The organism is Paenibacillus sp. FSL W8-0187 (assembly GCF_037969755.1).
Classification (GTDB): Bacteria; Bacillota; Bacilli; order Paenibacillales; family Paenibacillaceae; genus Paenibacillus_AQ.
In genome coordinates, this window is the sequence record NZ_CP150206.1 from 1,522,803 (window position 1) to 1,544,305 (window position 21,503).

General features: G+C 49.1%; 22 protein-coding genes. 16 read left to right on the forward strand and 6 right to left on the reverse strand.

Translation table 11 applies throughout. The annotated features are described in order from the left end of the window. Positions 1-22: 22 nt before the first annotated feature. The 10 genes from MKY48_RS06600 to MKY48_RS06645 all read left to right on the forward strand — a co-directional run bounded on the left by MKY48_RS06600 (position 23) and on the right by MKY48_RS06645 (position 10,539). Positions 23-988 (forward strand): sugar ABC transporter permease, encoded by a 966-nt coding sequence (locus MKY48_RS06600; protein WP_215163803.1) that lies wholly within the window; start codon positions 23-25, stop codon positions 986-988. Between the two features lie 60 nt (positions 989-1,048). Beyond that, entirely contained in the window at positions 1,049-1,873 is an 825-nt protein-coding gene (locus tag MKY48_RS06605; protein WP_076322856.1) for a carbohydrate ABC transporter permease, read from the forward strand. A gap of 61 nt (positions 1,874-1,934) precedes the next feature. Beyond that, positions 1,935-2,801, forward strand: a complete 867-nt coding sequence (locus MKY48_RS06610) for a sugar phosphate isomerase/epimerase (protein ID WP_339293476.1) — start codon at positions 1,935-1,937, stop codon at positions 2,799-2,801. Beyond that, positions 2,798-3,808, forward strand: a complete 1,011-nt coding sequence (locus MKY48_RS06615) for a Gfo/Idh/MocA family oxidoreductase (protein ID WP_339292554.1) — start codon at positions 2,798-2,800, stop codon at positions 3,806-3,808. Before MKY48_RS06610 ends, MKY48_RS06615 begins: the two co-directional genes overlap by 4 nt. Positions 3,809-3,862: 54 nt before the next feature. Continuing rightward, on the forward strand, positions 3,863-4,891 hold the full coding sequence (locus MKY48_RS06620) for a Gfo/Idh/MocA family oxidoreductase (protein ID WP_339292555.1): 1,029 nt from the start codon (positions 3,863-3,865) through the stop codon (positions 4,889-4,891). 17 nt (positions 4,892-4,908) lie between these two features. Next, positions 4,909-5,700 (forward strand): glucosamine-6-phosphate deaminase, encoded by a 792-nt coding sequence (locus MKY48_RS06625; protein WP_339292556.1) that lies wholly within the window; start codon positions 4,909-4,911, stop codon positions 5,698-5,700. Next, positions 5,693-6,856, forward strand: coding sequence for an amidohydrolase family protein (locus MKY48_RS06630; protein WP_339292557.1), 1,164 nt, complete (start codon positions 5,693-5,695; stop codon positions 6,854-6,856). The genes MKY48_RS06625 and MKY48_RS06630 overlap by 8 nt, the downstream gene beginning before the upstream one ends. 658 nt (positions 6,857-7,514) lie before the next feature. Further along, positions 7,515-8,168, forward strand: a complete 654-nt coding sequence (locus MKY48_RS06635; protein ID WP_339292558.1) for a response regulator transcription factor — start codon at positions 7,515-7,517, stop codon at positions 8,166-8,168. Further along, positions 8,165-9,562: an ATP-binding protein gene (locus MKY48_RS06640; RefSeq protein WP_339292559.1), complete on the forward strand. Its 1,398-nt coding sequence runs from the start codon at positions 8,165-8,167 to the stop codon at positions 9,560-9,562. The genes MKY48_RS06635 and MKY48_RS06640 overlap by 4 nt, the downstream gene beginning before the upstream one ends. An 83-nt stretch (positions 9,563-9,645) precedes the next feature. Further along, positions 9,646-10,539, forward strand: a complete 894-nt coding sequence (locus MKY48_RS06645; RefSeq protein ID WP_339292560.1) for a hypothetical protein — start codon at positions 9,646-9,648, stop codon at positions 10,537-10,539. Between the two features lie 324 nt (positions 10,540-10,863). Here MKY48_RS06645 and MKY48_RS06650 read toward each other — a convergent pair whose 3' ends face one another. Together MKY48_RS06650 and MKY48_RS06655 are read right to left on the reverse strand one after the other, a co-directional pair. Beyond that, positions 10,864-11,646, reverse strand: a complete 783-nt coding sequence (locus MKY48_RS06650) for an aminoglycoside 6-adenylyltransferase (RefSeq protein WP_339292561.1) — start codon at positions 11,644-11,646, stop codon at positions 10,864-10,866. A gap of 128 nt (positions 11,647-11,774) precedes the next feature. After that, the gene (locus MKY48_RS06655; protein ID WP_339292562.1) at positions 11,775-12,722 is read right to left on the reverse strand and encodes a YafY family protein; all 948 of its coding nucleotides are present in this window, start codon (positions 12,720-12,722) and stop codon (positions 11,775-11,777) included. A 111-nt stretch (positions 12,723-12,833) separates the two neighbouring features. Here MKY48_RS06655 and MKY48_RS06660 point away from each other — a divergent pair, with 111 nt between their 5' ends. From MKY48_RS06660 to MKY48_RS06670, 3 genes are all read left to right on the forward strand, one after another. Further along, the gene (locus tag MKY48_RS06660; protein ID WP_098742303.1) at positions 12,834-13,322 is read left to right on the forward strand and encodes a DinB family protein; all 489 of its coding nucleotides are present in this window, start codon (positions 12,834-12,836) and stop codon (positions 13,320-13,322) included. A gap of 41 nt (positions 13,323-13,363) precedes the next feature. After that, positions 13,364-13,852, forward strand: a complete 489-nt coding sequence (locus MKY48_RS06665) for a helix-hairpin-helix domain-containing protein (RefSeq protein WP_339292563.1) — start codon at positions 13,364-13,366, stop codon at positions 13,850-13,852. 144 nt (positions 13,853-13,996) lie between these two features. Continuing rightward, positions 13,997-14,665, forward strand: coding sequence for a DUF4097 family beta strand repeat-containing protein (locus tag MKY48_RS06670; protein WP_076322868.1), 669 nt, complete (start codon positions 13,997-13,999; stop codon positions 14,663-14,665). 160 nt (positions 14,666-14,825) lie between these two features. On the opposite strand, the gene MKY48_RS06675 is transcribed toward MKY48_RS06670, so the two are convergent. From MKY48_RS06675 to MKY48_RS06685, 3 genes are all read right to left on the reverse strand, one after another. Beyond that, positions 14,826-16,277: an erythromycin esterase family protein gene (locus MKY48_RS06675; protein ID WP_339292564.1), complete on the reverse strand. Its 1,452-nt coding sequence runs from the start codon at positions 16,275-16,277 to the stop codon at positions 14,826-14,828. Positions 16,278-16,439: 162 nt separating this feature from the next. Further along, positions 16,440-16,637 (reverse strand): helix-turn-helix transcriptional regulator, encoded by a 198-nt coding sequence (locus MKY48_RS06680; protein WP_009594955.1) that lies wholly within the window; start codon positions 16,635-16,637, stop codon positions 16,440-16,442. A 25-nt stretch (positions 16,638-16,662) separates the two neighbouring features. Then, positions 16,663-17,178, reverse strand: coding sequence for a DUF6773 family protein (locus tag MKY48_RS06685; protein ID WP_339292565.1), 516 nt, complete (start codon positions 17,176-17,178; stop codon positions 16,663-16,665). Between the two features lie 441 nt (positions 17,179-17,619). Here MKY48_RS06685 and MKY48_RS06690 point away from each other — a divergent pair, with 441 nt between their 5' ends. Together MKY48_RS06690 and MKY48_RS06695 are read left to right on the forward strand one after the other, a co-directional pair. Further along, positions 17,620-18,516 carry a putative RNA methyltransferase gene (locus tag MKY48_RS06690; RefSeq protein ID WP_339292566.1) on the forward strand — a complete coding sequence of 299 codons (897 nt, stop codon included), beginning with the start codon at positions 17,620-17,622 and terminating at the stop codon, positions 18,514-18,516. 111 nt (positions 18,517-18,627) lie between these two features. Beyond that, on the forward strand, positions 18,628-19,053 hold the full coding sequence (locus tag MKY48_RS06695; RefSeq protein WP_076322870.1) for a VOC family protein: 426 nt from the start codon (positions 18,628-18,630) through the stop codon (positions 19,051-19,053). A gap of 85 nt (positions 19,054-19,138) precedes the next feature. On the opposite strand, the gene MKY48_RS06700 is transcribed toward MKY48_RS06695, so the two are convergent. Continuing rightward, the gene (locus tag MKY48_RS06700) at positions 19,139-20,188 is read right to left on the reverse strand and encodes an S-layer homology domain-containing protein (protein ID WP_339292567.1); all 1,050 of its coding nucleotides are present in this window, start codon (positions 20,186-20,188) and stop codon (positions 19,139-19,141) included. 378 nt (positions 20,189-20,566) lie between these two features. Here MKY48_RS06700 and MKY48_RS06705 point away from each other — a divergent pair, with 378 nt between their 5' ends. After that, a complete protein-coding gene (locus tag MKY48_RS06705; RefSeq protein ID WP_339271057.1) occupies positions 20,567-21,481 on the forward strand; it encodes a hypothetical protein in 915 nt (304 codons plus the stop codon). The last annotated feature ends 22 nt before the right edge of the window (positions 21,482-21,503 follow it).

Genomic DNA, 21,503 nt, shown 5'->3' on the forward strand with positions numbered 1-21,503 from the left:
GTGGAAGAAAGGCGGGAGTGAAATGGGCAATACATTAAACGACAATGCAGCACTCAAAGCCGATCCGATGCCGCACGGAAAGCCCGCCCGAAAACGGAAATGGGATCATGAGGGGAGATGGGGGCTGCTCATGGCCTCCCCCTATTTTCTCCACTTTATCATCTTTGTGGCAGGTCCTCTCGCCGCATCCCTGTACTTCAGCTTTTCCGATTACGATATGCTGAATCCGCCCGAGTGGAGCGGACTGGATAATTTCCGGCGCATGGCCGAGGATTCGATGTTCTGGCGTTCTCTGTGGAACACCTTGTATTTTGCGGTTCTGTTCGTACCGCTCCAGACTTTTCTCGCTTTAGTACTGGCTGTCGCGCTAAACCAGCGTTTGAAAGGGCTTAAATGGTTTCGAATGGCCCATTTTATTCCGGTGATCTCCTCATGGACCGTCATCCTGTACGTCGCCGACGCCATATTCAACCCTCGCTTCGGTCTGGCGAACACGCTGCTTGCCAAGCTGGGGCTGGAAGGGCAAGGCTGGCTGCAGGATCCGAAGCTGGCCATTCCGCTGCTTGTCTTCATCGCGGTCTGGAAAGGGATCGGCTATATTATGGTCATTTATCTGGCGGGTCTGCAGAGCGTTCCCGGGGATCTGTATGAAGCCGCAGAGATCGACGGCGCAGGAGCTCTGCGCAAATTCCGCTACATTACGGTTCCGTTGATCTCGCCGACCACGTTCCTGGTTGTCATTATGAGCACGATTTCCACCTTCCAGGCATTTGAACAGATTTATGTACTAACCGGCAGAGGCGACATCAGCTCGGCGGGAGGCCCGAATAACTCCAGTCTGGTCATGATGCTGTATTTATATCGTGAAGGGTTCACGTTTATGAGGATGGGGTATGCTTCCGCCATTGCCTGGGTGCTGTTCATGATCCTCTTCCTGTTGACGCTGATACAGCTCAGGGGTCAGAAGAAGTGGGTGCACTATGACTGATCAAGCAGTCAAGATGGAACTGCAGATGTGGAACCGCATCGGAGGAAGGAGGAACCTCACATGAGAAGAAAGCTGCTGGGAAAAAGCATCGGTTACGTGCTGATCGGGATCAGCTCGCTCATCATGATCGTGCCGTTTCTGTCGGCGCTCATGAATTCATTGAAAACCTACAAGGAATATACAACCGTTCCGCCCCGCTGGATTCCCGAGGTATTCCAATGGTCTAACTACGCGCAGGTGTTTCAGCTTGGGAATATTGGCGGCTACACGTTAAACAGCATCTTCGTAGCCGTATTGTCCGTCGTCGGCGCCCTGATCTCCTGCTCGATGGTCGGTTATGCGTTCGCAAGGCTGCGCTTTCCGCTAAAAAGTGCGCTGTTTGTGATGGTGCTGGGAACGATGATGATTCCGGCGGTGGTCATCATCATCCCGCATTTCATCATTTTTAATAAGTTGAACATGCTGGATACGCTCACGCCGCTGTGGATTATCGAATGGTTGGCTCAGCCGTTTGGCATTTTCCTCATGCGACAGGCTTTTATGAATATACCTAAAGAGTATGAGGAGGCGGCCAAGATGGAGGGATGCAATCCGTTCCAGATTTATCTGCGGATCTTTATTCCGATGGCCAGGCCTACGCTGGCGACGCTGGCGATCTTTACATTCATGGGCAAGTGGAACGAGATTTTGACGCCTGTCATTTATTTGACCTCGAATGAGAAGTATACGCTGCCCATCGGCATTCTCTCCTTATCGGGCCAATGGACCGGCAATGAACAGCTTATGATCGCGGCCGCATTGGTCAGTCTCGTTCCGATTCTGCTGGTATTCCTGTTTGCCGAGAAATATTTTGTGCAGAACCACAATATGGCCGGGATTAAATAATGGAGTGTTATCATCGGCCCGGGAAGGGGCCATGTCTGTGAAGGAAAGGATGAAAGACAAGATGAAAATAGCGGCATTCAGTGGATCGTTAATCGATTACAGCATCCATGAAGCGATGTCGATCACGGCCGGGCTTGGTTTCGACGGAATCGAAATTGCCTGCCGCGAACCGCACTTAAGTCCGGAAGCTTCGCTGCCGCGGGTTCGCGAAATGAAGGCTGTTGCGGAAGTTCGTGGCTTGGAGATTCCGGCATTGGCAGGTTATATGGGATATTTCTCGACAAGCGGAGATGCCGAATGCGCTGAGGCTTATGATCAGTTTATGGGCCTGCTTGAACGCGCGGTGATGTTGGAGGCGGGCATGATCCGGATCTTTCAGGGAGGGCCGAATGCCTTTCTGGCGGAGGATTATCATTATGCCAAGGCGGCTTTCTGGATTCGGAAATGCGCGGAGGAAGCCCGGGCTGCGGGAAAACGGATCGTGTTGGAGATTCACAATCAGAGCCTGGTAGAGACGACAGATAGCGCTCTGCGACTGCTGGATTTGATCGGCGATGATCAGGTTGGCCTGATTCATGATGCAGGGAATATGTACATCACGGACACGGAATTTGGGGAAACGTCGGTCCGGCAGCTCGGAAGCTATTTGTTCCATGTGCACATCAAGGATGAACGGCGGATCGGGCAAGGGGGCGCGCCGGGAACGTTCAAGAATTTGACCCGACACGGGGAAGAGTTCTTCCTGCAGTGCCGTCTTGGTGAGGGAGAAGTGGATCACGGCGGGCTGCTCAGGGGACTTCGGGAACAGCGGTACGCAGGTTGGCTTACGCTGGAATGCGCAGCACCCTATCCGCCGAAGGAACGGCTCGCTTATGATCTGTCGGTCATCAAGGAATGGCTGCAGGCTGTGGAGGTGTCGACAAGATGACGGGGAAAGCGCGGAGTTTTGGAATCATTGGCTGTCAGCATGCCCACATCGGCATGTTTATCGAGGAGATGCTGGCCCTGGGCTACGAATGTGCAGGCGTATACGAACCGGATAATAAGCCGTTAGCCCGTACTCTTGCCGACCGGTACGGCCTGGAACTGACGGGGGATCGGGAATCGCTGCTGAGCGATGAAGGAGTGAGTGTTATCGGCTGCGCGGCCATTAACCATGAGAAGATGGATGTCATTGAGCTGTGCGAGCTCCATGGCAAACCAATCATGATCGACAAGCCCGCCGTGACGGATCGGGCGGGGCTGACCCGGCTGCGCGGCGTTCTGGAGCGGGGAAGGATCGAGGTAGGCATGATGCTCACCGAGCGCTTTCGTCCTTCCCTGCATACCGTTCAGCGGATGATCGGGGCGGGTGAATTGGGGGACATTGTCCATATCTCGATGCGTAAACCGCATCGGCTGAATCCGGAAGCCAGGCCGGCCTGGCATTTTGACAAGTCACAATCCGGGGGCATCATTAACGACCTCTTCGTGCATGACTTCGATCTGTTACGGTGGCTGACGGGCCGGGAAGTGGAGACGACATCCGGTTATCTGGCGAAGAATATACTGCCTGAACATCCGACCTTCTATGATACGGCCGGCGTGCAGGTATTCATGGCTGGCGGCATAACGGCACAGCTTTACGCGGATTGGCATACACCGGCAGGCTGCTGGACATGGGGAGACGGACGGATATTCATTACGGGGACAAGAGGCATTGTGGAAATTCGGCTGGAAGGAGACCCGTTGCTCTCGAGTGATGAGGCTGTACTTGTTATCACCGATCAGGAGCTGCGCTCCATGCCGTTGGCGCAGCCGCCGTTCTCCCTCTCGCAGGATTTTCTGAACCGGGTGGAGGGAGAAGCGGGCTTCATCACGCATGACGATATTTACAAAGCCTCGGAGGCGACGGTAACGGCCGATGAGGAAGCACGGATCCTGATTCGGGAATAGGGAAAAGCATGCGGTTTCGCTGCAAACTGAACGTAACGAGGAGGCGTAGGATACATGACGGAGGAAACATTGCCGGTTCGATTCGGAATTATTGGCTGCGGAATTATTGCCGACATTCATGCACAGGGCATTTTGAACACGGAGGAAGCCGTGCTTGCCGCCGTATTTGATACGAAACGGGAATCTGCGGTCAAGCTGACTGCAAAGTACGGAGGAGATATCTGCGATACATTGGAAGAACTGCTGGCACGCGAGGATGTGGAGGTTATCTGTATCTGCACGCCAAGCGGCATGCACGCAGAGCAGACGGCGATGGTCGCACGGGCGGGCAAACATGTGCTGGCGGAGAAGCCGATGGCGATCAATCTTGACGATGTCGAGCGCATGATCGAGGTATGTGCGGAGAATGGTGTGCTGCTGGCAACCGTCTTTCCGAGGCGCATGTCCCCACAGGCAGGGTATGCCCGGCAGGTCATTCAAGAAGGACGGCTTGGGAAGCTTAGCTTATGCTCGGCGTATGTCATGCTGTTCCGCGATCAAGCCTATTATGACAGTGCGGGCTGGCGCGGGACATGGGCGATGGATGGCGGCGGGGCTATGATGAATCAGGGAATTCACACGGTGGATATGCTGCAATGGCTCGTTGGGCCTGTTGCGTCCTTGTCCGCGAAAGCCAAAGCCGTGCTGCGCAATATCGAAGTCGAAGATACCGTTATCGCTGCGCTTGAATTTGAAAGCGGCGCGCTGGGCGTGCTGGAGATCACGACGACGGCCTGCGACGGGAAAGGGCAGCGGCTCGTCATCCATGGAGAGAAGGGTGTGCTCGTCATTGAAGAAGATACGATCGTAGCTCTTGAGATCGATGGCCAGCAAGTTCAGCTGCCTGAATTCGAACCGTTTAAAGTTATACCTGACGGACACCGGCTGCAAATTCGAGATATGGCGCTTGCCGTTCGCGAAGGCCGCGAGCCTGTAGTCACCGGGAAGGACGGCCGACATTCACTCGAGATTATTCTCGGCACATACGAAGCTTCCCGGCAGCACAAGGAAATCAAACTGCAGACCGAAACACCGGTATTGTAGGGGATGGAGGTGACTTTATGATGTCTCAGCGCAGCATAAAGCCTGTTCTTGAAGAAGTTCAAGATCAACTGAAGGTCCACGTTTATGACCAGCGCGAAGCGATGGGGAAAGCGGCGGCCGCCGATATCCGCGCGGCCATGCAGCGCCTTCTGGCCGAGAAAGAGCACATTCGCATCGTCTTTGCGGCTGCCCCATCCCAGAATGAATGCCTTGCGGCGCTGGTTCAATCGGAAGGATTGGACTGGAGTCGGGTCACGGCTTTTCATATGGATGAATACATCGGCCTTCCTCCGTCGGCACCGCAGCGGTTCGGGAACTTTCTGTCTCGGCAGCTGTTTGATCTGGTATCCCCAGGAGAGGTGCATTTGATCGACGGCATGAATGATCCTGAGGCGGAGTGCGACAGATACAGCGGATTGATTACCGCTGCGCCGATCGATATGGTGGTCCTGGGTATTGGCGAGAACGGGCATATCGCCTTCAACGATCCGCCCGTTGCCGATTTTGCGGATCCGTTATGGGTAAAGCGGGTGAAGCTGGACGAGGATTGCCGCCGACAGCAGGTGAATGACGGCTGTTTCGCAAGCTTGGAGGAGGTTCCGGAATACGCCCTTACGCTCACCATTCCGGCGTTAATGTCAGGTGCCCATCTGTTCTGCGTCGTTCCGGGTGCAAGCAAGCGGGCAGCGGTACAAAGGACGCTGCACGGCGATATACACGAGGCCTGTCCTGCCAGCATTCTTCGAAGGCATGCGGATTGCACGCTGTACGTGGACCGGGAGTCGTATGGGGAAATCCGGAATGGATAGCCATGCCCTTGTTCGTGTGGGCCGTCATTACACAACAGGTGAACGGATAAAGCTAACATGGACTCCTGACGGCCGGATCGAGCAGATACTTCCGCACGATGGTGACGAGGACGCCTGGATCGCTCCCGGACTTGTTGATCTTCAGATTAACGGCGGGTACGGCCATGATTTCAATTCCTTGCCGCTCACAACGGAGACGGTTATCCAGGCAACCCGGCGTTTATGGGAAAAGGGTATAACGCTTTACTACCCAACCGTCATTACCAATGGCGATGAAGAGATCGAACATTTGCTGCGGGTTATCGACGCCGCTTGCCTGGAAGATGAAGCGGTCGGTTCCACCATTGGCGGGATTCATTTGGAGGGACCCTTTCTTTCTCCGGAAGAAGGGCCCAGGGGAGCCCATGATTCCCGGTACATCAAAGCGCCCGATTGGGCGTTGTTTTCAAGATGGCAGGCGGCATCGGGAAATCGGATTCGGATCGTGACGCTATCGCCAGAGTGGCCGGAAGCTGCCCGGTTTATCCGGTCGTGCGTAGAGGTGGGGATCACGGTATCGATCGGGCATACCGCCGCGACGTCTGAGCAAATTCGAGTAGCCGTGGAAGCAGGAGCGACGATGTCCACGCATCTTGGCAATGGCGCGCATCTGACGCTGCCGCGCCATCCGAACTATATATGGGAGCAGCTTGCGCAAGATCAGCTGTGGGCAGGGATCATCGCGGACGGGTACCATCTGCCGGACTCGGTCATCAAAGTGATGCTCCGCGCCAAGTCGTCCAAGGCGCTGCTCGTCAGCGATGCCGTCTATTTAAGCGGTATGCCGCCAGGCGAATACGAGACCCATATCGGCGGCAATGTCGTATTAACACCCGAAGGCCGATTGCATCTCGCCCGCAAGCCTGAGCTGTTGGCCGGTTCGGCCATGATGCTTGCCGATGCGGTATGGCGGCTGGCTCAGTCAGGGCTGTGCACGTTTCCTGAAGCTTGGGACATGGCTTCAACGCTGCCAGCGCAGGCGATGGGGAAAGCAGACCATTATGGATTAAAGAGAGGGGCGCAGGCCGACTTCGTGGTGTTGGAGAAGGAAGAGGGAAGTCTTCGCATTGTGGAGACGGTCAAGGGAGGCCATTCGGTTTACCAAAGGGAATGTTAGATGTTAAAATATAGAAAACGAAACCAAAAAACCCAGATTGCGATCTGGGTTTTTCCTTATCACGGCACAAGGCGGAGAGATGACATGACATTGAAATGGAGAGTTCCCATTATGCGTAAAATCTCAGCATGGACGTTTATTCTGCCTATCCTCTTATTCACAATTGAGATTTTATTTGTCCGCGACGGGCACTGGTTTCGCTATTACGGACTTCTGTCCACTGTCTTTCTTCCACCATTCGGGATCGCGCTATCCATACGTTCCTATGGAATAACAGACTCGAACAAGGACCTGCTATTAATAGCCTGCAATGTGCTTGCGTTATTCTCTTATTTTATCTACACTTTTTTAGGATATCTAATGCTGGGTCCATAGGAGGGCATGTTGGTGTACCAACATAGAGGCAGCTACGGGTAAGTTATTGATCATCGAATATCTATTGGTTGGCGGGGTCTATAGCCTTTATCAGTGGAGGGGATGGGAATTATCTCGGGAACAATATGAATCCGATCGGTTCGCATAAGATGATGCTCTAACCATCAATATTTAGTTTGGCACCTCCGAGTGGGCGGATGGTGCTTTTTTTAGATTCGCTTTTACAACTCTATTACAAAACAATAATAATATGATTGTAGAAGTAGGGGGAGGGGGAACAATTGTGGCAGCGATTTTAATAGTTGAGGATGAAATATCAATCAATGAATTGATTAAACGAAATTTGCAGCTTGTGGGGCATCAGTGCACTTCGGTTTTGGATGGTGAAGCTGCGATTTCTGAAATACAATGCCATAACTATGATCTGATCATTTTGGATGTGATGCTGCCTGAATTTGACGGGTTTGAAGTGTTTAAAGAAGTACATGGCACTCCCACCATTTTCTTAACGGCACGTAACAGCTTATCGGATCGAATAACAGGCTTTTCCATGGGGGCTGACGATTATTTGACCAAGCCCTTTGAAATGTTGGAGCTCTTGGCTCGTGTCGAAGCGGTGCTGCGGCGAACCCAAAAAAATAAAAAATGCTTTGAAGCGGGAGAGGTGAGGATTGATTTTGATGGCCGTCAGGTATTTTATAAGGGAGAGCTTGTGGAATGCACACCGAAAGAATATGAATTGCTGGAAGTGCTTGTAAACAACCGCAATATTGCATTGTCCAGGGAGCGGCTTCTAGAGCTCGTGTGGGGCCATGATTATGAAGGCGAAACCCGGACGATTGATGTTCATATCCAAAGACTGAGGAAAAAATTAGGTTGGGAGCACGTGATCAAAACCGTCTATAAGCTGGGTTACCGCTTGGAGGTAAGCCGATGAAATATAGAACCTTTTTAACGACGCTTGTGCTTTTTCTGTTCTCCTTCAATCTCGGGATATTTATCATTTCTGTCGCTTCATTCAAAGATACGGTTCATCGAGCAGAAGAAAGAAGTTTGGGCGAACATTATTTTATTACGTCTGCGCTTATAAAGGATTTTCGTGCAGTGGAAAGCCGCGGAGTTCATATTGAAGGTTCATTGGCTTCTCTGCTCCAACCCTACAGTTATCTGTCCGGGGATCAGAAGGTTAAGCTGGCGCTTTACAAGGGCGAACAGCTTGCCTACTCCAATCGGCTGGAAATGGTATTGCCGAGCCGTTTTTTGGAGCCGCCGAAGGACGGAAATCGTTTGGTTGCGATGCAAAAAACAGGTGGCCATTCCTATGTTATTGTTTCGGGGAAGCTTCCTGCGCCATATGATTCCTATACCATGGTCTATCTTTATGATGCGACAGATGCCATCACCGCATGGAAACATATGAAAAATGTGCTGTTTTTCGCAGGATTTATTCTTTCCTGTCTGCTTGCGCTTGGTCTTATGTTATTACTTAATCGAATATTCAAGCCACTGTCGCAGATTTCCCAAACCTCCCGTAATATCGCAGCGGGTGCATATGAAACCAGGCTTCCGGTAACCGGGCGTGATGAGCTGTCCGAAATGGCACAAAGCTTCAATCATATGGCGTATGAAATCCAGCGTCAAATGACGGAGCTTATCGACGCCGCGGACAAAAAGCAGCAGTTTATTGATAATTTTGCCCATGAACTCCGTACACCCTTGACCGCAATCTATGGATACGCCGAATATATGCAAAAGGCTGCCCTGACTGAGGACGAGAGGCTGTCCGCGATCAGCTATATCATGTCGGAAAGCCGGCGTATGCAGACGATGTCCTATCAATTACTCGAATTGGCGAATCTTAAAAACGATGAGATTGGCTGGCAAGCACAGAAAGTAACCGGTCTCTTTCGATCTGTCCAACAGACACTGCATAGTAAAATCACGGAAAAAGATATACAAATCGAGTTTATTTGTGAAATAGATGCTGTGTGGGGAGACGCCTGCTTGCTGCAAAGTCTGTTTGTCAATCTGATTGACAATGCGATAAAGGCATGCAGCACGGGCGGACATATCGTAGTGCGTGCCGCCATAGAGGCCGGAAAGAAGACGGTTTATATCCAGGATAACGGAAAAGGGATGAGCGCTGAAATACTCCGGCATATTACAGAACCTTTTTATCGCGGAGAGAAATCACGAAACCGCAGGGACGGCGGCGCCGGATTAGGCTTGGCCATCTGTCAACAGATCGTCTTGCGTCACCGCGCGGAGCTTGCGTTTACGAGCCATCCCGGGGAAGGAACGACAGTCAAAGTAATTTTTACAACTTCATAATGACTTGGTGATGGTTCTATAATTTGGCTATTCTATACTGCTTATTGTGATCACAAACCAAAACGATGGAGGAGTGAATTCAGATGAAAACAAACAGATCGGAAAGAAAAAATTTTAAAAAAACCATATTAGCGGCTACAGCGGTTATTGGGGCCAGCACACTATTGTTCCAGGGATTCACACAGGCAGCGATGGCGACGGAATTCAAAAAAACAAATACGATCCCTACAAGTTATTCGAATTATGCAGCCGGATCATCCCAAGCGGTGCCAAACAGCTTGCCGAAAGGCTACCAAAAAGCGAATTACAAGATAGGAGCCATTGATCTTGAATATTACCGCAACCAGAAGCCGACCAGCAAGGACATGCCAAAAGAAGAGGCGGCGGAAATTGGCGCACGGGCCCTGTGGGAAGTATTCGGCCTGAACCTGGAGGGTCAGGTGATTGAAATGGGCTACGAGCAGCCAGCCGAAAGTCTCCCCCGTTCGAGATGGTACGCTGATGTGCTCGTGAACGGTAAGCGTAGTTATTCTTTCTCTGTGGATTCGGTAACAGGAGAATTATTTGACATTGTCCACGGTAGAACGCTAGATAAAAAGGTTTCAGTAGCTTTTGATCCGGCACTTGATAAAAACCCGCAGGAATATGTTGCGCTGGCGAAGAAACTGGCGGAGAAATATAACGTTGTTCACGGTCCAATCAAGTCGGTTGCATATAACGGCCAAGGCTACAGCGACAATGATCCGACGATTTCACTTGATATCAAAGGCGAAGATGGGGAAATAGCTTTGATGACTTTCTCACGATATGACAAGGCGCTGCTCGGTATCGGTTATAACGGGTCATATAAGCCATCACTGGAATTCAGTGAAAGGCTCATGAAGCGGGTGGAGGAAAAGGCCAAAAAGCTTGAAAAGTCAGCTCCCCCAACCAATGAGAACGAAGGATCCTTTCTGAGGGTTTTGGATTTGGATTGAGATATGTTCTTAAAATGGTAAAGTGAAGTTTCAGCCTGTAAGCCGCCACGATGTTGGCGGCTTTTTTTGTATAAGAAAACCCCCGGTTCGACCGGGGGTTCAGGAAGGCTTATAGCTATGAGTAAAAATCCCTTGAACATCATGATAAGATGATAGCCGGTTAGAGGGCCGCATCATCAAGATCAAGGAGGACAAGGAAATGGATAAAAGCAGTCTAGTACATACACGATGGAACTACGATTCAGATTGAAACGCAGCGTTGGGTATATCTGCCGCTATTCTTATATTAAACGAATATTTATCGATTGTTCGATAGAACTATCGTTACATTTCTTCGTATACCTTTTCTAAATACTTAATGGATACTTGTTGTGCCTCAAATTTTATTTGTATATCGCTTTCATATCCTCGTCTTAGATTTACATATAATGATATCGTATGCTTAATCGCGTTATAGCAACTTTCTTTTTCATGAAGAGCAATTGTTTTTCCCAGTTCCTCGATAAGTTCAGGAGCATGTCTTTCAATTTTCCGTACCCCATTTGGAAGTGAATTGTGTTGCATTAAAATTAATGGACCAATAACAGCCTCTCTAACAAATGAAAGAAGACTGATGACTTCGAATAACTCTCCTCTGCCGAGTTTAGTAGCACCATAATGTATCCAAACCCAGAAACGGTCTTCAATCCATTGAAGATCAGGGGAAGGATAAGAAAACTTGATTTCATTCAGAAGCTGTTCCAAAGAGGAATTCCGTTGCCATACCACAACAGGCTTTTCTACTCCATCCTTTATTTCTTCGATCGTTACAAATTTAAAATCAACATGAAGAGGGCCATGGTACAAGCCAATGAGTAACCGTGGCTCACCTACATGTTCACCAGTAAACCCGGATAAAAGGTGACCAAATTCACCAACGATTTGCAGTCTATTCATCATAATGTCCGTTTTAAAGGTTGGATCATAGACAAGAATCAAATCAAGATCGCTAAACTGATCCATCGTATTAGTTCTCATTGACCCCCCAGCAAGTACACCTACAAATCGTTCGTCATCTTTTATCTTCTTTATAAGATTTTGAATAAACTCTTCATGTTGTTTTAACATGCTTATCACTCCTGAAATTTGACCTATTTAAAAATAGGTATTACGCCATCGTAACATAATTGATGAATCATATTCAATATTGATTTTCTAATCGAAAGTGTTTGAATAATCCATAAGGTTGGCTGCCTCTAATCGTATTTCGCCATCATCTCTGTGAGTATCCCCTTAATGCGATTCACCAGCTCCTGCGGCTCCTTCACGGTGGCTTCATTTCCTAATCCGATAAAAAATTTAGCAAAATACAAAAGCTCGCTCGCAGGGACATTCTGATCGAGCCGTCCACTTCCATCCGGCCGCATGTCAATGAGGGGAACAGGACACAATTCGGATTCACAGCGCTGAACGCCTTCCCGGCTCAGATCAACCACCATCCGGACATAGACCGATTTCTCTGCCCCGTATTCCCTCCAATTGCCCAGATGGATATGGCGGTGATCTCGCGGCTCGATTCCGGTTGTATCATAAGCCACGGACTTCATGCGGTCACAGCGGAACAGGCGAAAATCATCGCGCAGAAAACAATAAGCGGGACAATACCAGAAGCCATTGCTTGCATAAATGCCCACGGGCTGGATACTTCGCTCGGCATAGCCTTCCCTGCTCTCGTATAACACCGTAACGACCCGCTGGTCGACGGCGGCATCCAGAAGAACGCCGAGAGATTCAACCTTCTGCTGCCTTGTATGCGTCAAAAAATCCACCCGGTTCTTCATCTGGTCAATCCGGTCGCGCACATCCCCGGGCATGTAATAATAAAATTTTTGAAGTGCGGTAGAGGACTCGGCTTCAAAGGGAAGAAATAGATAGTGACGCAGGGCGTGGCTGGCAAAAAACATCGCGACGGCTTCTTCCTCGCTAAAAGCGATTGGCGGAAGAATTCGTTCCTTCAGAACCTGATATCCGCCGTGCGGTCCTACCTCGGAATAGAGTGGAACGCCCAGCTCGCTTAGCTCCTGCAGGTCCCGCAAGATCGTCCGAGAGGACACGCCGAATTGATCGGCCAATTCCCTTACCGTGAATTTCCGCATCCGGTTCACGGTCATCATCAGCTCCATGAGACGTTTGGATTTGGACATAAGATCAGCTCCGTATCGTTTGATGACTATGACAATAGTTGTCACCATTATACGCTATACTGGCTGTAGAACCCAGAGACCCCTTATAACTAAAAAATGGAGTGATGAAACGTGAGTCAATTGAATGAAATGAAGCAGTTGTTATTTGAGGAACTGGAGCTTATCGTTAGAACCAGTTCGAATCTGATCGGCAAAATTTCGCCAGAACACTGGGATTACAGACCTGCCCACAATATGAGGTCGCTTCAGGAGCTGGTTTACCATCTCGTTTCGGTACCTGCTACCGATTTATTGATTCTGCAAGAGAAGAGTGAAGCGGAGATCCGGGAGCTGGAGGCAAGCATTGCTGCAGACGGCGTAGACAAGGACAAGCTGATTTCCTGGATGACGAAGGGACTTGCGGATGTAAAGTCATACATGAATGGGTTGACGGATGAAGAATTTATGCAAAAGAAAACTAAACCCTTCTATTTGGAGCACGGTTCAACGCAAGCCAAGTGGCTGATTGAAATCGTCACGCATGCCCAGCATCATCGGGCACAAATGTTCAATTACCTGAAAGCCCAGGGCTATGAAGTGAGCATGTTCGATTTATATTAAACTGCGGGTGCAGGATGATTGAGGCGAAAGGATGGTAAAGGATGCAGCGGCATGTACTGGGAAAATCGCCGAAGCTTCCGTTAACCGAAGAAGAGCGAGCGAAGCTGCGGTCAAACAAAATGAAGCTCATCGATATTGCGCACATGGATATCGAGTTATTGTCTGGCGTGCTTGGCATTTCGGATAGCCGTGCACAATATGTCCGGGGGCTGGCGCAGTTTCAGACGGTTCCTTCGATCGGACCGAAAGTGGCTGAACGCGTAGTCAAGATGGGATATTACGCATTGGAAGAAATCAAGAATGAAGACGCCGCCGCGTTAACCGACCGGATGGAGGCAAGCAGCGGATTCTGGGAGGATCCTTGCGTAGAGGATGCATTTCGCTGCATTGTTCATCATGCCAATCATCCGGAAAGCGGGAAGAGCTGGCATGATTTCAGCGAAGAGCGTAAGCAATTTAGGGAGGAGCACGGATACCCTACAACCCGTCCGACACGATCGTGGTACGACAACAAATATGGACAACCATAGGGTCCATACCTTGACCTATCGGGAGGCACTGCCACAAGGCGGTGTCCTTTTCCTGTCTTTTACCAGAATTGAAAAATCACTTGAAAGTGACGCAACGTCATCTTGTACAATGGTTTCAAAGTTGAAAAGGGGTGTTAGAAAGATATGAAACGATACGCAGCTGCAATTCTATGTGTCCTATGCGTGTTATTGCTCAGTGCATGCAATTCCACGGACGAAGAGGAGGCTCTTCAACGCGTAACGCTTGAGGAGGTTGAAGTGCTGGAGATTGACCATGGCAGCACGACCTTGTTCGTCGAGACAGCGAATGTGGAAGCATTGGAAGTTTCGCTGCTCAGAAACACCAAGTCCGCTGGGGCTGTTGTTGATCAGGATGGCAATCGGGTAAAGATTCGTTTAGATAACGACATCACGCGGATGTTGAATATCGGCAGGATGCCGCAGCTTAGCGTGAGAATTCCTGCGGACTATGCAGGGAAGGTCGTAATTGATGGTTCTTCCGGCAAAGTAACGGGAACTGGGTTGCAAAATCATAGCCTCGAGGTGAAGGGGAAAAGCGGGAATATCTCACTTGCGTTCACCCGTTTGAATAACGATGTGGAGGTATCGGCGACAAGTGGAAACGTGAACATCCAGCTGGATGAAGAAACGCCTGATGTGACATGGATGCTGCAATCCGGAAGCGGACATCGGTCCATTGCCGTTCTGCTCCAGGACAGGAAGGAGAGCAATCGGAAGACGGAAGGGCGATCCGGTCATGGCAAGCATGAGGTGAAGCTCAAAACCTCCTCGGGGAACATCTCGATAAAATAATCATGCAAGAACAGAGCTTAAGAAAAAAACAAGCATCCCCGTACTCGTCCTTTGCAAGAGTTCACAGCTTTTACGACTCTTGAAGCAGACCATAAGAGGATGCTTGGCATGTTAACCTATTCAAGTTTTTTATATAACAAAGAAGAATGATAGCACTTATTTATTCTTCAGCAGGTACAGAAGCCTTGGATGAAGCGGAGGATCTCATATATTGCGGCGGGTTTACGTCATCAATAAGCAGAATACCATCGTATTGATCACGGGCAATCAGACTTTCGGGGATCATGCCCCAGCTGTAGGCAAAACGCGGCTCGAACATCCAGGAGTTACCCGCCTCACGCTTCTGGTATCGCAAATCAACGAAGGTATACGGCGCACCTGCGGCCGACAGGATCGATTCAATGGAGCCTGGTTCTGCCGGCAGAACGTCATGCACATTGCCCATATTATCTGCGGTTTGTCCGCTGGCCGGATACAAGCCGAGTACGTAACTGTATTTTTTCATTTCGTCCGAGAGTTTTTCTCCCATTAGAGTAACCGGATATGGCGTACCCATGACCTCAGTTTGAGCCTTGCGGATGTGGTCGTTATGTCCCCAGACGATGAATTTCTCCGTTGGATAGACTTCGGTAGCCAGCCACATGAGATTATCGTGCATCGCCTGATCCCGCCATTCCATCGATTCCAGGAACGGTGCATAATCCCCGCTTTCCATGCCGAGGGTTGATTTAATGGAGAGCTCCACATACTCCCGGGCTACCCGAATCCGGTCGTTCAAACTTCTTTCAAGCAGCAAGGACAGCTTGGGGTTATCCGGATATAGCTGCTTCAAATGAGCCTCGTTTGCCTCCATCTTTAAGGATTTTATAGCATCCTTGTATACTTGGATCAGCTGACTTTTCTCTTTGCGATAAGCGGCAAGATCCGTACCAAGAGAGTAGTCTGACAATTTCTTCTCAGCTTCCGCAAGGCGCTTAGCCATGGTCTGATCCTGCAGCCATTGCCCATCCAACAGTGGGTGCTGCAGCTGCATGTCAAAACCGGTCAGCATGAGCGGCTGCTTGCTCTTTTGTGCTGTTTTCATGTAGTCGAACAACGGCAAAGCCTCCTTGGACCACCAGACACCGAAGATGGAATCCTTCATGGTCGACTCGGGGCTCTGTTGTCCTGCTTTACCATATGCCAAAGAAGTATTGCTGAGTCCGCTTTCGAAGGCAAGCACGTTATAGCCCATTTCCTGATGCAGGAACTGGATTAAACGGGTCTTGGCCAGATTGAACTCGGCAACGCCGTGGGAGCTCTCGCCGAGGAACACAAAACGTTTATCTTGCAGCAATGGTTTTAGCATTGCCAGATCCTTATATTGGTTTGGACCGCCCGCCGTGTCGGCGGGCTGAATCGTATCCAATCGGTATACGTGGTCTTTAGCCCAGTCCTCCCACTTGGCAATCTTTTCGTCAGAGGTTCGGGCCGTTTTCACTTCTGTAACCTGACCTTGGATGGTATCCGGGGTGGAAGCGTAAATTTTTCCGGCAGGGATTAGGGATGTCCCCACAAGGGAAGCGGTGAGCAGAAACACGGTGAATGCTTTTCTAGCGTTATGTAGCGGCATGCAGGATCACTCCTTAGATGATTTGTTGTATGATTTTCTAATTGAATGGACGTATAGCAAAAAAAGATATCGTCATGATTACCTTGGGGAACACAGCATCACCTCCTTAATATAGACATAGTTACCGTGATTTTGCTGGAGAACTGCACTGCTGTATTAGCCTTAGTCCTCTTCCCAGAACAGATCATTAAGAGTACGAGATAGCGCTTTGCATATGGCAACGCACAGACTGAGGGACGGATTATATTTACCTAACTCGATCAGACCAATGGTTTGTCTGGAGACACCCACGATCTGGGCTAATTCTTCTTGCGATAGATCCTTCTCAACCCGGGCCATCTTCAGTTTGATGTTTTTCATACGGCAGTCACCCTGATATCCCTTTCTACGAGTCGAACGGATCGTTCTGCGACATTTTCTGGCTCACCTTGTTGGCACCATAGTGGATCATCAAATTCACTCCAACAAAGAGGGGGATATAGATGATCAGTGAGACGAAGAAAACGATAAAGAAGTATTTGATCTCGGTCGCACTGCTGTTATTGCCAAACAGAATCGCGCTGCGGATACCGAAAAAAAGAGCAAGTGCGATACCGATAACGAGTCCCCATATCGCTGTACGCTTACTGAATGAAACTTTGCTTCGCTGGTCATGGACCTCCACTTCATCCGAATAAATTCCCATCGCCACACTGCGGATGCCGAAATATATGCTTCCTCCCAGCATGATCAGCATTTCCAGCCATACGGATTCCGTTCCGGGCAGCGCAAAAGATTTAATAATGACGGAAATGCTGCAAATGATCATGATCAAGGTATACACCTCTTTATATAACTTGTTCTTCAGATTGACGATACGCTCATCCTCAACCGTGCTCTTCTTGAACCAATTCACACTCATCATTCCTTCCATTTTGGTTAACAATCGTTCCTTAGATTTCTTGATACATGGATTGTAATAGTATTTACGTCTTTTTGCAATATATATATGTCATTTTGATTTTAATATTAGTCAATTTGGGAAATAAAAGTATATTCATCCCCGGTTAAACATCATACCGCACAGGGCTGCCTTTTTCTTGATATATTTTGCTAAGCTGCATAGTTGGCCAGTGGGTTTACAACCATTCTCAGCGTGTTAAAATTGGAATAGGGCAGCTCTCTTGCCCGAATTGATAACAGGAGCGTGTTCGTTGCCATGGTCATGATCCATTTCGTTCGCTTACGTTAATGTGAGGTACAGATCCAAGTAGGCTCGGCCCTTTTTTTTGTGACTGCGGCTTGAGTTTATTTTTCTGTGCCTTTTTCATTGCGTATGATCGAATGAAAGGGTGATTTTGCTGTGTCCAGAAATGAAAGGTTATTAAAAAAAGCACAATGGCTATCGAAACATGAGAAGATGTTTAAATGCCCGATTTGCGGCAGTTCTATGAAGGTTCAACAGCTGGCAAACTTGGTGTGCGAGAAGCTCCATAGCTATGATATATCCAGACAGGGGTACGTCAACCTGCTATCCCATAGAGCCAAAACTAAATATGATAAGGCTTTGTTTGAGGCACGAAAAATGATTAACAGCAGCGGGTTCTTTGGCCCGATGATTGAAGGAATTTCCAATAGTCTGATCCGGATGCAGAAACAGAAGCTGTCGGAATCTGGCAGGCCTCTGAGACTGCTCGATGCAGGATGTGGGGAAGGCTCCCCTCTCTCGGCAATTGGACATAACCTACAGGAGCAGGGGCATGAGCCTAACGTTATTGGTGTGGGCATGGATATTGCCAAAGAGGGAGTCGTATTGGCTGCCAAGACATATTCGGACCCTATGTGGTGCGTGGCCGACCTGTCTCAGTGCCCGTTTGCAGACGAACAGTTTAATTACATTTTGAATATTCTGTCTCCTTCTAATTATTCGGAGTTCCGGCGACTGCTTACGAGTGACGGAATGTTGGTGAAGGTAATTCCGGGGAGCCTGTATTTGCAGGAGCTTCGAGCTTTGTTCTATACAGGTACAGGTAAAGAGACGTATTCCAATGACGGCACCATGGAGCTGTTCAGCCGTCACTTTGAACGGATCGAGTTCGAAGAAATTCGGTATAGCGTCGTTCTGGATTCCGAGCAGATGAAGCAATTGATTCATATGACGCCGTTATCCTGGAGCGTTTCGTCTGAGGTTATTGAACGGATGTCAGGTGGAGAGATGGAGATAACCGCCGACTTCACACTTCTGTATGGATGGAAATAAGGTAGGTATTTTTCCAGCCTTAGATTTCCGTCATATTTTACTAAAGTGTCCACAGTGGGAGATAATAGGAGTTATCTTTGATAATATGAAAAAAAGGTGGTTAACGATCACATGACACTTCGAATGAATCCGTATCTCTTTATGGACGGGAACGCTAAGGAAGCTATTCAATTCTATGAGAAGGCTTTGGACGCCAAAGTCGTCATGGTTCAGACTTTCGGCGAGATGCCGGCTAACCCGGACTTTCCGCTGCCGGAGAGCGCGCGGGATCGGGTATCCCACGCAAATCTTATCGTCGGAGAGACGGTTTTGATGTTATCCGATACGTTTCCCGGGCAACCGGTCCAATCCAGCAATCAGGTCCAGATCTGCATCATGACCGATGCAGCCGAGCGTGCAAAGCAGGTATATGAAGCACTGCGGGAGGGTGGCAAGGTGGTTATGCCGCTGCAGGAAACCTTCTGGAGCCCGGCCTACGGGATCGTTGAGGACAAATATGGCGTAAATTGGAATATCTCAACCGAAGTTGAAGCGTAGAAATAGATTCTATACCTAATAAAAAGGGCCCTGACGATTTGCCGTCAGGGCCCTTTTTCGCTTATAGCAAATCCAGTTTCCTAAATTACGCCCGCGTTCCATCCCACCACTTATAGTAGATGTGGATATGCCCGGCGGGGCTTGCCACTAGCGGATCGATAACGAGTGTCTTGCCGCTTACCTTCAACTCGATCACCTTCTTGTTTTTCTCGGCGGAGTCTATCTTCGCGAGGAAGGAGGAATCGACCTGGAAGCCATACAGCTGGAGGAGCTCGATCAGCATGCTGCGCTGCGTTTTATCGGTGGCATTGGATAGCGCGATTCCGCTGAACTGCATAATCTGCGGCTCGAATTGAACGGACACGGCATAATCCGTTTCGCCGGTTTGCTTCGTGCTGGTCATCACAATTTTGTTCGACCCGTCGTCATAGATCCTGTAGCCGCTGTAGTTCGAGAATACCTTCTGACGAATCACGAGATACATTTCATCCCGGTACACATCCCAAGGCGTTGGCAGCTTCGGAAGCATGGCCTCCGCACTTGGCACGGTAGGACGATCGTACAGGTTCGACATTCCACGATCGGTCAGGTTCTTGATCAGCTGAAGCACTTCGGCGCGCGTGATGGTGCCGCTGCCTACATACCCTTCAATCGTATTTTCGCCCTTAATCCGGCCCTGCGCGTACTTTTTGCCCAGAACATATTGAACCGCTTGATTTCCATCGTAGTTCACGCCATCGGCGCTGGATATCAGCTCGGCCACATGGCCCCGCGTTATGTATTGGCTCCGCTTGGTTTTGTCAGTGAATCCGTGTACAGGATAGTTCTTGAAGTGCAGAAAATGATAATATTTATCCGACCATAGTTCGGTCAAATAGTTCTCCTGCAGGTCTTTGCCTGTGATGCCGACAACCAGCATGCGGATGAATTCGGCCTCGGTCACATTTTGATTGGGCATGAACATTCCGTTGGCATAGCCGTTGACAATCCCTTTGTCGACGCCCCATTCGATGGTCGTTTTTGCCCAGTGGTTATCGATATCCCGAAACGTAACCCCGGCGGAAGCGCTGCCAGCCCCAACGAATAAAGAGACAACCAGGAGTATAGGCGCACATAGTGCCCTGAACTTCAACATCTGCAATCCTCCATCTATAATTTGCTAAAATACTACAAAATACATTGTATAAGTGTGTTTTTCGACCGGTCAAGCGTCTGAAAGCGCTTCTGGTCAAAGATGGGCTGTTATAACTAGCTAACTAACTTAATCGATACTTAGTGACTACAGGACTAAGGAAGTGCATATATCCTTCACTTTGAAAAATGGATTTGCGAAAGAAAGGCATGTTTTTCGCGAAAGAGCTAGGGAATGGAGTACGATGTACCATGAAATAATTGACTCGGAGCAAGCAGGCTATAGTCTAAAAGTTAGGGGTTCGGAATTCCTATTGGAAGATACCAAGCCATTAGGTAAAATATCCCTTGTTTACTATCTATAGAAGAGGGGCGAAATTCGATGAGATTGGTGCGAAAATCCGTATTGACCCTATGCAGCCTTTTGCTTGCAGTCTCGGTCCTATTTCCGCAAACAACGGTTCACGCAGCGGATCAGAAATGGATGAATCAAGTATGGAGCGAGTATAAATCCTATAACAAGAAGACGGTAAATGCGTATAACAATTACCAGAAACAAGTAGACAAGAAATATCAGGTGTTTTATGATGCGAGCCATGCGTCCCTGGATCAGCTGGAGAAAAAAGTGCTGGAGGATCAAAAGCAGTGGGACGAGAAGCTTCAAGCAGATCTGGATCAGCTGAAGCTGAAGTATGAAGGGAACCGTGATTTAAAGGAGAAGCTGACACAATATGAACGGTTCATCAATCCAAGTTATTTAAACAGTCCGATGTGGAAGTATGCAAAAGCCGCAGACCGGGATTATTTGAACAGTACCCTATGGAAGCTGAGCAAAGCAATGAACGAGGATTATTTGAACAGCTTGATGTGGACATACAAGAAGACGATCACCCCGAGCTATTTGAACAGTTCCGCATGGAAATTCAGCAAAATGGTCAGTGAAAGCTATTTGAACAGCCCGATGTGGAAGCTTCGTAACGGATCCAGTACGTCGTACCTGAACAGTCCGATGTGGAAGTACAAACAGGGGAAAATCAGCAAAGCAACAGCTAAGAGTCAATACAGCAAGCTGTTTAAGGAACAGACAACCGCGATCTCCAAGGGTAATGCTGCAAGAAAATCCGAAATAACGAAAATGGCAAGCGGTACGCAGAAGAAGATAGGCGAGCTATACAAGGAAACGGTGATCACCCTTGAGACACGACGCGAGGAGGCACTGAAGAGCATCTCCGACCTGCGGATTGAAATCACCGGAGAAGGCTTGCAATGGGAAACGCTGCTTGTGGAGAGACCGTAATATTATTTTATTGTTAACAAGG